This window comes from Streptomyces sp. NBC_01618 (assembly GCF_045209435.1).
Taxonomy (GTDB): Bacteria; Actinomycetota; Actinomycetes; order Streptomycetales; family Streptomycetaceae; genus Streptomyces.
The window spans coordinates 1113926-1128657 of sequence record NZ_CP109297.1 but is presented as its reverse complement, the minus strand read 5'-3'; the positions used below and the strand labels follow the sequence as shown (position 1 = coordinate 1128657).

The following is a 14732-nucleotide window of genomic DNA, read 5'->3' as shown; positions in this document are numbered from 1 at the left end:
ATTGTCAGTGCCATGCGGCAGCATCGATTGATGTGAGAGCCGCGCCCACCATCCTGCATCTCGACATGGATGCCTTCTACGCCTCTGCAGAGCAGGCGGCGAAGCCCAGCCTGCGCGGAAAGCCGGTCGTGGTCGGTGGGCTGGGGCCACGCGGAGTGGTCGCCACCGCGTCGTACGAGGCACGGCGCTTCGGAGTCCATTCGGCGATGCCCATGGCGCAGGCCCGGCGGCTGGCCCCCAACGCGGCCTATCTGGTGCCCCGCTTCCTGCTGTACCGGACGGTCAGCGACCAGGTGATGGAGCTGCTGGGGCGGCTCTCGCCGCTGGTCGAGCCGCTCAGCCTGGACGAGGCCTTCGTGGACCTGGAAGCCGGCGGGGCGGCCGATGACACGGCTTCCGCGCTGGAGATCGGCGGGCAGCTGCGTACGGCCATCAAGGCGGTCACCGGGCTGACCGGCTCGGTCGGGCTCGCCGGCTCCAAGATGCTGGCCAAGATCGCGTCGGAGCAGGCCAAACCGGACGGGCTGCGGCTCATGGAGCCGGGCACGGAGCGGGAGCTGCTCGCACCGATGCCGGTACGGATCCTCCCCGGCGTCGGGCCCGCGACGGCGGACCACCTGCGCCGCGCCGGGATGACGACCGTCAGTGACCTGGCCGAGGCGGGTGAGGCGGAGCTCGTACGCCTGCTGGGAAAGGCGCACGGCGGCTCGCTCCACCGGATGGCGTTCGGGTACGACGACCGGCCCGTCGTCGCGGAGCGGGACGCGAAATCCGTGTCGGTCGAGGACACCTTCGACGCGGACCTGCACGACCGGGTGCGGGTCAGGACGGAGGTGGAGCGGCTGGCCGGCCGATGCGTCCAGCGGCTGCGGGGTGCCGGGCGGTCCGGGCGGACGGTGGTGCTGAAGGTGCGACGGTACGACTTCTCCACGCTCACGAGGTCCGAGACGCTCCGTGGGCCCACTGACGACCCCACCGTGGTCCGGGAGGCCGCCGCGCGGCTCCTGGCGGCCGTGGACACCACCGGAGGCGTACGGCTCCTGGGGGTGGGCGTCACGGGGCTCGCCGATTACACGCAGGAGGACCTCTTTGCGCAGGCCGCCGGTGAGCGGGCCGCGACCGGGGAAGCGGCCCAGGAGGAAGCGGGTGACGAGAGGGACGAGCCGGCCGGCGGTGCGGGGGAGGAGCCCCCCGAGACCGCCGAACAGCTCGCCGCGCGGCGCTGGCCCGCCGGACACGACGTGCGCCATGACGTCTACGGCCATGGCTGGGTGCAGGGCAGCGGTGTCGGCCGGGTCACGGTGCGGTTCGAGGAACCGGAGTCGGCGCCCGGCCGGGTGCGTACCTTCCGGATCGACGACGCGCAGTTGCGGCCGGCCGATCCGCTGCCGCTGGTGCGGAACCCGGCGGACTACTCGTCCTGGCCGGCCAGTCTGCCGAAGTCCCTGTCCGGGCCGGTCTCCTCGGGCGGGGAGTCCAGACCGTAGTGCCGGTAGAGCTGGAGCTCCTGTTCCGGCGAGAGATGGCGACCGACGCCGAAGTCGGGTGCGTCCTTGATCAGTGCCCGGTCGAAGGGGACGCGGAGCGAATCCTCCACGAACTCGCTGGGCTCCAGCGGGACGAACGCGTCCCGGCTGAAAAGTCCGGTGCGTACGGCTGCCCACTCGGGCACACCGGTTGCGTCGTCGAGGTACACCTCGTCCACGGTTCCGATCTTGGTGCCCTTGCGGTCGAACGCCTTGCGGCCGATCAGGCTGCGCGGATCGATGTCGGTCTGCACGGTCCCTCCCACTGGTCGCGGCTACTCCACAAGCACTACAAAAGTGCAGATCCAGGGGGTTGGCCACTCGAGAATTCCGCCACGAACCCCGCTGGTAGGCTGGTGATGGCTGCTGACCCCGTGCGGGAGAGTCCTCCGGAGCGAATCCGGAGGCGCCGAAGGAGCAAATCCTCCCCGGAATCTCTCAGGCCCCCGTACCGCGCGGACGAGGTCACTCTGGAAAGCAGGGCGGGTTCCGTGCGGCCGAGCGCCGTCGGTTCCCTTCCTCACCGACGGTGAAAGCCGGTACGCCACAAGGCGCGCCGGTGAAGCTCTCAGGTTGAGATGACAGAGGGGGAGGCCGTCCGGGCACCCGCGCCGTGGTGCCCCTCGCAGGTCGTGACAGACCAGGAGGCCTCCATCATGACCCCCCGTCGCACTCCGCTCTCCCAGCTGGAGCAGGGTATTCCGTTCGAACAGCGCCACATCGGTCCCGATGAAGAGGCGCAGTCGAAGATGCTCGCCCAGGTCGGTTACGGCTCACTGGACGAGCTGACCGCGGCCGCGGTGCCCGATGTCATCAAGAGCGCGGAGGCACTCCGGTTGCCGGCCGCCCGCACCGAGGCCGAGGTCCTCGCCGAGCTGCGCGCCCTGGCCGACCGCAACCAGGTGCTGGCCCCGATGATCGGGCTCGGCTACTACGGCACCTTCACCCCGCCCGTGATCCTGCGTAACGTCATGGAGAACCCCGCCTGGTACACGGCCTACACGCCGTACCAGCCGGAGATCTCGCAGGGCCGCCTGGAGGCGCTCCTCAACTTCCAGACGGTGGTCGCCGAGCTGACCGGGCTGCCCACCTCCGGCGCCTCGCTGCTCGACGAGGGCACCGCGGCCGCCGAGGCCATGGCGCTCTCGCGGCGCGTAGGCAAGGTCAGGAACGGCGTCTTCCTGGTCGACGCCGACGCCCTGCCGCAGACGGTCGCCGTCATCGAGACCCGCGCCGAGCCCTCCGGCGTCGAGGTCGTCGTCGCCGACCTCTCCGACGGCATCCCGGCGGAGATCGCCGAGCGTGGCGTCTTCGGTGTGTTGGTGCAGTACCCGGGCGCCTCCGGAGCGGTGCGGAACATCCAGCCGTTGATCGAGCAGGCCCACGAACTGGGTGCGATCGTCACGGTCGCCGCCGACCTGCTGGCCCTGACCCTGCTCACCTCACCGGGCGACCTGGGCGCGGACATCGCGGTCGGCACCACGCAGCGTTTCGGCGTGCCGATGGGCTTCGGCGGACCGCATGCCGGCTTCATGGCCGTACGCGAGAAGTTCGCCCGCAGCCTGCCCGGCCGCCTCGTCGGCGTCTCCGTCGACGCGGACGGCAACAAGGCCTACCGGCTGGCGCTGCAGACCCGCGAGCAGCACATCCGCCGCGAGAAGGCCACCAGCAACATCTGCACGGCTCAGGTGCTGCTCGCCGTCATGGCCGGGATGTACGCCGTCTACCACGGCCCGGACGGGCTGCGGACGATCGCCCTGCGCACCCACCGCTACGCGACGATCCTGGCCGAGGGCCTGCGCGCCAGTGGCATCGACGTCGTGACCGGCGCCTACTTCGACACCCTCACCGTGCGCGTTCCCGGGAAGGCCGACGAAGTCGTGGCCGACGCCCGCGAGCGCGGTGTCAACCTGCGGCTCGTCGACACGGACCTCGTCTCCCTCGCCTGTGACGAGACCACCACCCGTACGCAGATCGCCGCCGTCTGGGCCGCGTTCGGCGCCGACGGGGACATCGAGGAGCTGGACGCCGCGGCTGCCGACGCGCTGCCCGAGGGCCTGCTGCGCACCGACGAGATCCTCACCCACCCGGTCTTCCACCAGCACCGTTCCGAGACGGCGATGCTGCGCTACCTGCGCAAGCTCGCCGACCGGGACTATGCCCTGGACCGCGGCATGATCCCGCTCGGCTCCTGCACCATGAAGCTGAACGCGACCACCGAGATGGAGCCGATCACCTGGCCCGAGTTCGGCGCGCTGCACCCCTTCGCGCCGGCCGACCAGGCGTCGGGCTTCCTCACCCTCATCCGTGAGCTGGAGGAGCGCCTCGCCGAGGTCACCGGCTACGACGCCGTCTCGATCCAGCCGAACGCCGGCTCGCAGGGCGAGTTCGCCGGTCTCCTGGCCGTACGGGCCTACCACCGGGCCAACGGCGACGACCAGCGGACCGTCTGCCTCATCCCGTCCTCCGCGCACGGCACCAACGCCGCCAGCGCCGTGATGGCCGGGATGAAGGTCGTCGTGGTGAAGACCGCCGACGACGGCGAGGTCGACATCGAAGACCTCCGCGCCAAGATCGAGACGCACCGCAACGAGCTCGCCGTGCTCATGATCACGTACCCGTCGACGCACGGGGTTTTCGAGGAGCACGTCGCGGACATCTGCGCAGAGGTGCACGACGCAGGCGGTCAGGTGTACGTCGACGGTGCCAACCTCAACGCGCTGGTCGGCCTCGCCAAGCCAGGCCGGTTCGGCGGCGACGTCTCGCACCTGAACCTGCACAAGACCTTCTGCATCCCGCACGGCGGCGGCGGCCCCGGCGTCGGCCCGGTCGGTGTGCGCGCGCACCTCGCGCCGTACCTGCCGAACCACCCGCTGCAGCCCGCGGCGGGTCCGGAGACCGGTGTCGGACCGATCTCGGCCGCTCCGTGGGGCTCGGCCGGCATTCTCCCCATCTCCTGGGCGTACGTACGCCTGATGGGTGGTGAGGGCCTGAAGCGGGCGACGCAGGTCGCCGTACTCGCCGCCAACTACATCGCCAAGCGCCTCGAACCGCACTACCCGATCCTGTACAACGGCCCGGCCGGGCTGGTGGCGCACGAGTGCATCGTGGACCTGCGGCCCATCTCCAAGGCCACCGGCGTCACCGTCGACGACATCGCCAAGCGTCTGATCGACTACGGTTTCCACTCGCCGACCATGTCGTTCCCGGTCGCCGGGACGCTGATGATCGAGCCGACCGAGAGCGAGAACCTCGCGGAGCTCGACCGCTTCTGCGACACGATGATCGCCATTCGCGGCGAGGTCGAGAAGGTGGCCTCCGGCGAATGGAGCGCGGACGACAACCCGCTGAGCAACGCTCCGCACACCGCGGCGATGCTGGGCGGGGAGTGGGAGCACGGCTACAGCCGTGAGGTGGCGGTCTTCCCGGCCGGTGTCTCGGCCGCCGACAAGTACTGGCCGCCGGTGCGCCGGATCGACGGCGCCTTCGGCGACCGTAACCTCGTCTGCTCCTGCCCTCCGCTGGACGAGTACGACAACTGAGGCATGAGCGGCAGGGCGTGACGCGGACATGCGTCGGGGCCGGTGCGGAGTTCTCTCCGGGCCGGCCCCAGTTCGTACAAGCCGGGTCAGGCGGCCTTCATCACCCGGCCGGTCTCCAGGGGCCGGTGCGGGGCGATGATCTGCCCGTCCGGGAGCAGCTCACCGGTGTCCTCGAAGAGCAGGACGCCGTTGCACAGCAGGCTCCAGCCCTGTTCCGGGTGGTGTGCCGTCAGGCGGGCGGCTTCCCGGTCGGCTGAGTCGGCGGTCGGACATGGTGGCTGGTGCTGGCACATGGCTGGGTTCTTTCGCTGCGGTGTAGTGAATGTCCTGCGGCTTGACGAGGTGTTCATGGCCGCTTCCCCCGTATCGATCGGTCCGGTCCCAGTGTTGCCCCACGGGCCTCAATCCGCAGGGATTTCGCAGCAGCACTTCTCCTTCCTCCGAGGACGCGTCACCCGGCCGGACGGTTCACCGCAACTGCACTGTCACTTCGGGTGGTTCGGGGTGGCCGGACCGGGCTAGTCCAGATGGGCGGGACGGGCTCCCCGCAGCGCTGTGCCCCACCACCGGAGAGGGTGGCGGGGCCCAGCGCTGCGGTGTGGGGCGCGGCCGCTGTCAGGCCGGCGATCCGAGCAGGGGGCCGGGGCCCGGGGTGATGCGCAGCGTCATCACGCGGAGCAGATCGGCGACCCGGTGCGGGCGGTGGGCCGCGATTCCCGGTGGGGCTGGGGCCAGCGGCACCAGGAGATCGGCGGGGGCGAGTGTGCCACCGGCCGCGTCGGCATCGGCGTCGCCGTGCAGCCACAGCGCGAGCATGTAGAGCTCGGGAATGGACAGCAGCCGTGGCTGGTAGTGCGGTGTCACCGTCTCGGCCTGGCGCAGGGCGAGCTCGGTCGAGGCGATGTACGGGCCCTCGAAGAAGTGCGAGAAGGTCCAGCCGTCCGGAGTGAGCACGGTGTCCGCCGCCGCGACCGCCTGCTCGGAGCTGCGGATCACGAACCGCCACGCGGTGAGCCGGGTGGTGGGTGCGAGCCCGCTCGGGCCGATCCGCTCCAGTACATGGACGGGGAGCGGAAGTTCGGGGCTCAGCGGCCCGTGGGCGGATCGCAGAGCCGGTGTGCGGGCCTCGCGGACTGCGGTGGGTGAACCGAGTGCCGCGAGAACGCTGCGGAGAGCGGGCGCGGGAGCCGGGGGAACAAGCAGCGGCATAGTGGGTCGCCTCTCACTTCGGAGACACGGTGATGCGTGGGCGGGTGCAGACGGCGCTGTCGGCATGCGGGGCCAGAGGAGGCCGGTGACTGGGCCGGTGCGTCAACTCTCTGCCTCGTCCGCGAAGTTTATACGACACGTGTTCATGCGGTGATTCCACTAGCCGTCGCAGGTATTGCCGACAAGGCGGTATCAAGACTTTATTATGCGGAGATTAAGCTGATTCGTCGTCGACGGCGCAGCCGCCGCCAGGGATATTTCCCTCGATGCGGTCGGCCGAAACGCGTCGCTGTTTTCGCCGCGTGCCTGGTGGTGGAAACAGCGAACTGTGCCATGCCGACGGAATGTGCCCCGGACGGCCGCACTCAGATTACTGGGTGCGCGGCGATCGCGGGGCGTTATGGATCACCCGGCTGGGCATTATCGACCGTGACGCGAGCGGCCTGGGCCGCGGGCCGCCCACTCGAGGGAGGGACGCTTCGATGGGGGAGAAGGTCGTTGGGGGCGCCTTTGATCTGTCCGATCCGCACAGGTACCGGAGGAAGCTCCATCAGTGCCTGGAGGGACTGGAGAGGCTCCTGAAGGAACGGAGGTTCGACCGCCCTCGCAACTTCATGGGCATGGAGATCGAACTGAATCTGGCGGGCGCCGACGGCCTGCCGAAGATGATGAATGGGGAGGTGCTCCCGCGCATCGCGAGCCGTGATTTCCAGACCGAACTCGGGATGTTCAATCTGGAAGTGAACATAGTCCCGCACCACCTGGACGGACGCGTTTTCGATCAGCTGGCCGAAGAGCTCAGGACCGGCCTCGGATATGCCCACCGGAAGGCGGGCGAGGTCGATGCCGGGATCATGATGATCGGAATTCTGCCCACCCTTGGGCAGGCGGACCTCGTTGCGGCGAACCTCTCGGACGCGGACCGCTACACACTGCTGAACGATCAAATGGTGGCTGCGCGGGGCGAGGATTTCTCCCTCGATATACGCGGCGTGGAGCGATTGGTCTGCTCCTCCTCCTCGATCACCCCCGAGGCCGCCTGCACATCGGTTCAGCTGCATCTGCAGGTGACGCCGGCGCGCTTCGCGGCCGTCTGGAACGCGGCGCAGGCCGTCGCCGGGGTCCAGATCGCCCTCGGTGCCAACTCCCCCTTCCTGTTCGGCAGGGAGCTGTGGCGGGAGTCGCGGCCGCCGCTCTTCCAGCAGGCCACGGACACCAGACCGCCCGAACTCCGGAACCAGGGGGTGCGGCCCAGGACCTGGTTCGGCGAGCGGTGGATCGGTTCGGGGTACGAGCTCTTCGAGGAGAACCTGCGCTACTTCCCCCCACTGCTGCCGATCTGCGACGAGGAGGAACCGCTGCGGGTGCTGGACGAGGGCGGGGTGCCGCAGTTGCAGGAACTGGTGCTCCACAACGGCACGGTCTACCGCTGGAACCGGCCCGTGTACGGCCTGGCCGACGGCGTACCCCATCTGCGGGTGGAGAACCGGGTCCTGCCCGCCGGCCCCACCGTCACCGATGTGATCGCCAATGCCGCGCTCTACTACGGGCTCGTACGGGCGCTCGCCGAGGAGTCCCGTCCGTTGTGGACCAGGATGCCGTTCGCAGCGGCGGCCGAGAACTTCGACGCCGCGTGCCGCCACGGCATCGACGCGGAGCTGATCTGGCCGCGTCCGGGCCGCTCGGGCGGGATGACCCGGGTGCCGGCCGTCAAGCTCGTACGGGACGAACTGCTGCCGCTGGCCGCCGCGGGGCTCGATGCCTGGAACATCGAGCCCGCGGACCGGGACCGCTATCTCGGGGTCATCGAGGAGCGCTGCAGGCGACGGGTGAACGGGGCGTCCTGGCAGGTGGACACCTACCACCGGGCGCGGGAGACCGGGCTCGAACGGCATGCCGCACTGGCCGCGACCACCCGCCGGTACGCCGAACTGATGCACAGCGGCGAGCCCGTGCACAGCTGGCCGACGGGCGTTTTGGGGCGGTGATCTCGTCGTGGCGGGTGTCGTCGTGACGGGCAGCCGTTGTGGCGGGCGTCGGCGGGCCGCCACAGCTCCCGGCCGACGTCGTCCGCCGCGGTTCACGTCCGCGCGGAGGGCTACTCCTGGGCGGCGTGGCTGCTCTGCCCGGCCGTCATGACGGCCTGCAGAATCACGGCCTGGATATCTGCGGGGTCGGTGACCTGGTAGCCCCCGCCGCCGGTCACCTTCGCTATCTCGTTCACTTCTTCGCGGTCGGCCTCCGGGCCGACCGCGATGGCGAGGAGCGGCACGGGGCGCTCCGGGTCGGCGATCCGCTTCAGTTCCGCGATCAGGGCGCTGCGGGAGATGGAGCGGTCGTCCTGGTTCGAGCCGTCGGTGAGGATCACCACCGCGTTGAACTTGCCCTTCACATACGTCGCCTGGGCGTCCTTGTACGCGGCCAGAGCGGTGTCGTACAGGCCGGTCGCGCCGCCCGGCACCGGCTGCAGCGCGGAGAAGGCCGCCGCGAGCCTCTCCCGGTGCGTACCGCCGCCCTTCGCCGGATCGCCGAGCCGGCCGGTCGGAACGAGCCTGCGGTAGTCCTTGTCGCCGTCGAGCGTGGTGGCGAACTCCCAGAGCCCGATCTCGTCGTTCGGGGTGAACTGGTTGAGGGCCTGGATCAGGGACGCTTTGGTGACATCCATCCGGGACTGGTTGCGCCCCGGCACGATCGTGGACATCGAACCCGAGGCATCGACAACCGTCGTCAGCCGCGCGCTCTGTACCGTGATCGTCCACATGCCGAGCGTCTGCTGGAGGTCCTCGGCGGACGGCGCCGCGGTGGCCGCGGTGGCGTACGGCTGGGGCTTGCTGCCGCCCGCCGATGCGACCACCGACTCCCCGGCCGTCCCGTCCGCGTTCCTGAAGCCGTGCTTCTTCAGGGTGGCTTGCGCGCCCGGCTCGTTCAGCAGCGTCATGAACCGCAGCGCTGCCCGGCCCTCGGCCGTACTCATCCTGGTCTCGTCGACCAGCGTGTACGGATAGTCGAGCAGCGGGGTGCCGTCCTTGGGGTAGAAGAGAGCGAGCCTTCCGCCGCCGGTCGACTCCGCGTTGTGGGCGAACGCGGCCTGCTCGGAGAGGAGCACCGCCTGGTTGCGGTACGGATTGCCCTGCTCGGCGCCCGAATCGCTCTGCGCCAGTGTTTCCAGCACCTGGGTGTCGCCGTCCGACATGCGTTGCGCGAGCAGCTTGGCGGTCGCCGCGACCCTGGTGTCGCTGTCACCGCCCTGTTTCTCGGAGGACGTACCGATGCTGGAGAGGGCGAGCAGCCCGGTGGCGCTGCGTGCCGGGTCCGCCGAGCCCAGGCGCACCTTGTCCGAGTCCAGGGCCGCGGCCGTCAGTTCGGCCCACGAGTACTTCTTCTTCGGCCAGCCGAGCTTCTTGGCCGCGGACAGCACCATGGCCATGGTGACGGGGGAGGAGGCGATGGAATCACCGCCGGTGATCGGAATGCCGTCGCCGGAGCCCTTGGCCCGGTCGAGCCAGAGGTCGGAGTCGGGCAGCCAGATCTGGTAGTCCGGCGTACGGGTGCCGGAGGCGATGGCGTCGGCGACCTTGTAGGAATCCCGCGCGACGACCCGTACATACAGGCAGCGGCCGTCGGATCTCAGATCGTCCTCGCGCGCCTTGTCGGCGACGGCCCGCACAGCGGGGGCGATGTCCGGAGAGGCCACCATGGTGAGATGTACGGCGGAGTCCTCGCAGGACTTCGAGAACGACAGCAGGCCGCCCCGCGCCGCGACTACCGTTCCCGCCGCCACCGCGAGGACGAGCGTGGTCGCGATCGCAACGGTGCGCCGACGGCGCTGCAGCGGGCCGTCCCCGCTTCTATCGGTCGCGTAGTCGTCGGGCAAGCTGTGACGTCCCATCTCGGTGGTGCCCCTCCTTGAGGATGAACAAGGAAAAGGGGGACCACACCATCGGCAATGGTGGTTGTCCCCCGGCCTGTCGCGCGTGATCTTCGTACCTGCATTCGAGACCCTAGCGGGGCGCGGCGGGGCATGGGGCGTGAATACACAACTCAAGGCAGGTGTACAGGTGGAGGCGGGGCGTGTGGCTGATTCTTTTCCTCAGGAGGCTGTTTCACAACGGATCTTGCGGTCCGAAACGGTGCTGGTGCTGGCTCTCTCGCTGGGGGCCAGCGGGGTGTCTGCCCTGATCAGTTTTGTCGGATCACTGACGAAACCGGGCGGTTTGAAGGAACAGGCCGCGACTCTCAACAGCTCGTACGCGCCGGGGCGCCCATGGCTGGATCTCGCCTGGCAACTCTTCGGTATCGCGACGGCCCTGGTGCCCGTCGCCCTCGTTGCGCATCTGTTGATCAGGGAGGGCACCGGTCTGCGCGCCATCGGCTTCGACCGGTCCAGGCCGTGGCCGGACCTGGGACGCGGCACGCTGGTCGCGGCGGGCATCGGAAGCGCGGGGCTCGCCTTCTATCTGGTGGCTCGGGCAGCCGGTTTCAATCTGACGGTGGTCCCGGAGTCACTGCCCGACGTGTGGTGGAGATTTCCGGTCCTGATCCTGTCCGCACTGCAGAACTCCGTAGTGGAGGAAGTGATCGTCGTCGGGTACCTGCTGCGCAGGCTCGGGCAGTTGGGGTGGACGCCGATGGCCGCCCTGGTGATGAGTTCGGTGCTGCGCGGCTCGTACCACCTGTATCAGGGCATCGGTGGCTTCATCGGCAACATGGTGATGGGCGTGGTCTTCGTGCTGCTGTACCGGCGCTGGGGGCGGGTCGGTCCGCTGGTGGCGGCGCATGCGCTGCTCGACATAGGGGCGTTCGTCGGATACGCCCTGCTGGCCGGGAAGGTGGGGTGGCTGCCTACGCCGTGAGCGGGGTGGGTGTCGGCGGGTGGTGTTCAGCGCGGGCCGTGCTGGGGCGATCCGCGGGCGGTGTTCAGAGCTGAGGGCGTACGGGAGTGGTCCGTACGCCCTCCGTCGCGTTGTCGTCGGAAGGCTCAGAGCGCCGTGAGCAGTTCGCCGTCGATGACCGTGACGGCGCTGCCGGTCAGCAGGGTGCGCTCGCCGCGCAGCGAGGTGCGGACCAGGCCGGAACGGGCGGAGGCCTGTAGTCCGGTCAGCTCGTCACGGCCGAGGCGGGCCGACCAGAAGGGGGCCAGTGCGGTGTGGGCGCTGCCGGTCACCGGGTCCTCATCGATCCCGACGCGTGGGAAGAAGCCGCGGGAGACGAAGTCGTAGCCGCGGGTGGGGTCCTCGGCGGCGGCCGTCACGACGATGCCCCGCCGGGAGAGGCGGGCCACCGCGGCGAGATCCGGAGTCAGCCCTCGTACGGTCGCCTCGTCGGCCAGCTCCACGACCAGGTCGCCGATGTGGGGGCCGGTGTCGTGGACGGAGAGGGGTTCCACGTCCAGGGCGCCGCCCAGCCCGGCCGGGACGGACTCCGGTGTCAGAGGGGCTGTGGGGAAGTCGAGGGTGACTGTGCCGTCCGGGTGGCCGGTCGCGGTGAGGATTCCGCATCGCGCCGTGAAACGTACCGTGCCGCTCGCCGCCCCAGTGGTGTGCAGGACGTGCGCGGTCGCGAGGGTGGCGTGCCCGCACATGTCCACCTCTGTCGTCGGGGTGAACCAGCGCAGTGCCCAGTCCGCTTCGCCACCCAGCGGCAGCCGGTGGGCGAAAGCGGTCTCGGAGAGGTTGACCTCCGTGGCGATCGACTGGAGCTGCGCGTCGTCGGGAAAGGTGTCGGAGTCCAGCAGCAGGACTCCTGCCGGATTCCCGCTGAAGGGGCGGTCGGTGAACGCATCGACGATTCGGATCCTCATGACGCCGACCATAAGTGCGACGGAACGTGGCGGGACAAGGCCAATTCGGTGTCACTGGACCGAAATGCCGGCCGCCGGCCGGGACTTCGAGCGCCTGTCGCCCGATTCCGGCTGCTACTCCGTCCATCAGCCGTGAGTGCCGGGCACGATGCGGCGGACCGGGGGTGTCAGAGGCGGACGGTAACGTCTTGCGCATCGGACCGAGGAGGCCCCGTGGCGACCAAGTGGAGTTTGACGATCGACTGCGCGCACCCGGCAAAGCTGGCCGAGTTCTGGGCGCTGGCACTGGGCTATACGGCGAAGCCCGCGCCCGCAGGCTTCGGGAGCTGGGCGGAATGGTTCGCTCATCACGAGATCCCGAAGGACGAGTGGGATCAGGGTGCGTACCTCTCCGATCCGGACGGGGTGGGCCCCAACCTTTCTTTCCTGCAAGTGCCGGAGTCGAAGGTCGTGAAGAACCGCTTGCATCTGGACGTGCAGGTCGGAGGTGGTCGTGACACGCCCTGGGAGGTGCGATGGCCGCGAGTGGTCCAGGCGGTGGAGCGGCTGACCGCTGCGGGGGCGAACGTGATCCGTGAGGACGAACTGCGGGGCAGACCCGATCATGTGATGCTGGCCGACCCCGAAGGAAACGAATTCTGCCTGGTCTGACGGCGACTATTTCGGTCCGTTGCGGGTCCTGAACAACGCCGAGGTCCAGAAGGCCCGTCAGGGGCCTGCGGTTGCATCGGTGCGGGGCCGCTGCGGGTCCCGTCGAACTCTCACGGATCGCAGTTCGTCTCATCGGCGATTGGGTAAGAAGCCGTTGTTGAACCGGATGCGATCGTTGAATTCCTGCTGTTCAGGCATGGTTTCAGCCGGGGTGAGGGATGGTCTCGACGTTCTGTTTCCGCTTGATCGTCGAGGGGTGCGCGATGGCGTCGATGCTGGGGTTGCTGGAGGCACGGGAAACGGCTGCCCGCGAGCGGGTGGAGGACCTGCGGGAGGAAGCGGCCCGTACGGCCGCGGCGCTGGAGGCCGCCGAGATCGAGTTGGACCGGCGAGTGATCGCGCGCGAAGAGCTCGTCGACGCCCTGGCCGCATCTGCTGAAGAGACCACCGCCGCGACAGAGGCCGAAGGCGAGGAAGCGTCTGCGCCTGTGTCCGCGTCGCTGCCGGGAGCGACCGTGCCGCCCTGGCGGGAAGGGCTGTCGGTGTCGGTGCTCTCGCTGGACAACCAGCGGATCCTGATGCTTCCAGAACACGGTGATCCACCGATCGGCGCGTGAGTCGCGTACCCAGATCCGGGAGACGTCGTAGGGGTCGAAGTGGACCTCCCACAGACCCTTCTTCGCCGTTACCCCCGAGCGCTGGCGGCGCAGTGGGTTCAATTCCGGGCTGTCGTAGGTGTGGTGCGTGATGCGGATGCCGTAGGCGTTGATCGCCTGCCAGCGCTCGGGCAGCAGCTCGACGTAGTCCTCGCCGCCGAGCGGCACTGGGACGTATCCGCAGGATTCAAGCAGCGTGGCGTACTTCTCGTTTGGCGAGAACGCCCGCGCCGGTGCGTCCGGATCGCGCAGCGAGTCGTGGGGCCTGGTCTGCCAGACGGCTTTACCGACCGCGGGAGCTCGTGTTCCGGCTCTGACCTGCGGTGATTCATAGACTACATGTCCGTGACGATGAGTTGGGTTCGTTGCTGTAGCTCGTCTGGGTGGTCTCCGGGTGTGAGTAGTTGCGGTACAGGAAGTGCCGCTGAGATTGATCATGGTCGGCTAGGCGGTGCTCCGGTGATCACCCGACAAAGGCGGTGCGGAGAATGTCGGGTGATCGGGGCCGGTGTCGCCGCACGATGGGGGCATGGATGACACGACCTTGGTATCCCGTTTCCTCCGCGACGGCTTCGTGAAGTTGGAGGGCGCTGTCGCGCCGCGCGTGGCCGCGGACTGCGCGCGGCTGCTGTGGCGAGAGACGGGCTGCGACCCGGACGACCCGTCGACGTGGACGAAGCCCGTGCACTGGGTGGGCGGCATGGCGCAGGGGCCGTTCGCCGCCGCACCCAACTCCCCGTCGCTGCAGCGCGCGTACGACCTGCTCGTCGGCGCGGGACGCTGGGAGCCGCGCTACTCGCTGGGCACGTTCCCGCTGCGCTTCCCGCACGAGGAGGAGCCGGACGACGCGGGCTGGCACATCGAGGGGAGCTATCTGCCGGAGGGCGAGAGCTGGTACTTCACGAATCTGCGCTCCCAGGGCCGGGCGCTGCTGATGCTGTTCCTGTTCAGCGAGGTCGGTGAGGAGGACGCCCCGACCCGGATCCGGGTCGGCTCGCACCTCGACGTGCCGAAGGTGCTGGAGAAGTACGGGGAGGACGGGGCGAGCGGGCTGACCCTCGCGCCCGACCTGGTGGCGGCGTCCGACCACCGGCCACTTGCCCTCGCCACCGGGTCCCCGGGCGATGTCTTCCTGTGTCATCCGTTCCTGGTGCACGCGGCGCAATCGCACCATGGGGTGCGGCCGCGCTTTATGGCCCAGCCGCCGCTGATGCCGGCCGCGCCGTACGAACTGGAGCGGGCCGACGGCGCGTACTCACCCGTGGAGATAGCGATCCGCCGGGGCCTGGGGCAGGACGCCCCCGGTCCGGACGGGGACGGCATCGACCGCAGCGCAGCGTAAACGTGC

12 protein-coding genes, 1 pseudogene and 1 riboswitch are annotated in these 14732 nt (G+C 69.4%); of the genes and pseudogenes, 7 read left to right on the top strand and 6 right to left on the bottom strand.

Features of this window, described 5'->3' with window-relative positions; all coding sequences use genetic code 11:
- The first annotated feature begins 32 nt into the window (after positions 1-32).
- Entirely contained in the window at positions 33-1487 is a 1455-nt protein-coding gene (locus tag OH735_RS05385) for a DNA polymerase IV (protein WP_406379916.1), read from the top strand.
- On the opposite strand, the gene OH735_RS05380 is transcribed toward OH735_RS05385, so the two are convergent.
- On the bottom strand, positions 1412-1780 hold the full coding sequence (locus tag OH735_RS05380; RefSeq protein WP_327276384.1) for a PRC-barrel domain-containing protein: 369 nt from the start codon (positions 1778-1780) through the stop codon (positions 1412-1414). The genes OH735_RS05385 and OH735_RS05380 overlap by 76 nt on opposite strands.
- A gap of 113 nt (positions 1781-1893) precedes the next feature.
- Positions 1894-1990: riboswitch (glycine riboswitch) on the top strand.
- Positions 1991-2182: 192 nt separating this feature from the next.
- Between OH735_RS05380 and gcvP the strand changes: the two genes are divergently transcribed.
- On the top strand, positions 2183-5068 hold the full coding sequence (gene gcvP / locus OH735_RS05375) for an aminomethyl-transferring glycine dehydrogenase (protein ID WP_406379914.1): 2886 nt from the start codon (positions 2183-2185) through the stop codon (positions 5066-5068).
- Positions 5069-5154: 86 nt separating this feature from the next.
- On the opposite strand, the gene OH735_RS05370 is transcribed toward gcvP, so the two are convergent.
- Both OH735_RS05370 and OH735_RS05365 read right to left on the bottom strand, forming a co-directional pair.
- Entirely contained in the window at positions 5155-5361 is a 207-nt protein-coding gene (locus OH735_RS05370) for a DUF5999 family protein (RefSeq protein ID WP_093897298.1), read from the bottom strand.
- 322 nt (positions 5362-5683) lie between these two features.
- A complete protein-coding gene (locus OH735_RS05365; protein ID WP_406379912.1) occupies positions 5684-6277 on the bottom strand; it encodes a hypothetical protein in 594 nt (197 codons plus the stop codon).
- Between the two features lie 482 nt (positions 6278-6759).
- Here OH735_RS05365 and OH735_RS05360 point away from each other — a divergent pair, with 482 nt between their 5' ends.
- Positions 6760-8265, top strand: a complete 1506-nt coding sequence (locus tag OH735_RS05360) for a glutamate-cysteine ligase family protein (protein ID WP_406379910.1) — start codon at positions 6760-6762, stop codon at positions 8263-8265.
- A 110-nt stretch (positions 8266-8375) separates the two neighbouring features.
- Here the strand turns inward: OH735_RS05360 and OH735_RS05355 are convergent, their stop codons facing one another.
- Entirely contained in the window at positions 8376-10166 is a 1791-nt protein-coding gene (locus OH735_RS05355) for a substrate-binding and VWA domain-containing protein (RefSeq protein WP_406379908.1), read from the bottom strand.
- Positions 10167-10350: 184 nt separating this feature from the next.
- Here OH735_RS05355 and OH735_RS05350 point away from each other — a divergent pair, with 184 nt between their 5' ends.
- Complete coding sequence (locus OH735_RS05350; RefSeq protein ID WP_406386421.1) at positions 10351-11130, top strand: CPBP family intramembrane glutamic endopeptidase; 780 nt, start codon at positions 10351-10353, stop codon at positions 11128-11130.
- Positions 11131-11255: 125 nt separating this feature from the next.
- On the opposite strand, the gene OH735_RS05345 is transcribed toward OH735_RS05350, so the two are convergent.
- Positions 11256-12077, bottom strand: coding sequence for a PhzF family phenazine biosynthesis protein (locus OH735_RS05345; protein WP_406379906.1), 822 nt, complete (start codon positions 12075-12077; stop codon positions 11256-11258).
- Between the two features lie 213 nt (positions 12078-12290).
- On the opposite strand from OH735_RS05345, the gene OH735_RS05340 reads away from it, so the two are divergent.
- Together OH735_RS05340 and OH735_RS05335 are read left to right on the top strand one after the other, a co-directional pair.
- Positions 12291-12728 (top strand): VOC family protein, encoded by a 438-nt coding sequence (locus OH735_RS05340; protein ID WP_406379904.1) that lies wholly within the window; start codon positions 12291-12293, stop codon positions 12726-12728.
- A gap of 263 nt (positions 12729-12991) precedes the next feature.
- Positions 12992-13345: a hypothetical protein gene (locus OH735_RS05335; protein WP_406386943.1), complete on the top strand. Its 354-nt coding sequence runs from the start codon at positions 12992-12994 to the stop codon at positions 13343-13345.
- Positions 13346-13384: 39 nt separating this feature from the next.
- Here the strand turns inward: OH735_RS05335 and OH735_RS05330 are convergent.
- A pseudogene (locus tag OH735_RS05330) lies at positions 13385-13822 on the bottom strand (hypothetical protein); the annotation flags it as partial.
- Positions 13823-13913: 91 nt separating this feature from the next.
- On the opposite strand from OH735_RS05330, the gene OH735_RS05325 reads away from it, so the two are divergent.
- Positions 13914-14726 carry a phytanoyl-CoA dioxygenase family protein gene (locus tag OH735_RS05325; protein WP_406379902.1) on the top strand — a complete coding sequence of 271 codons (813 nt, stop codon included), beginning with the start codon at positions 13914-13916 and terminating at the stop codon, positions 14724-14726.
- Positions 14727-14732: the final 6 nt, after the last annotated feature.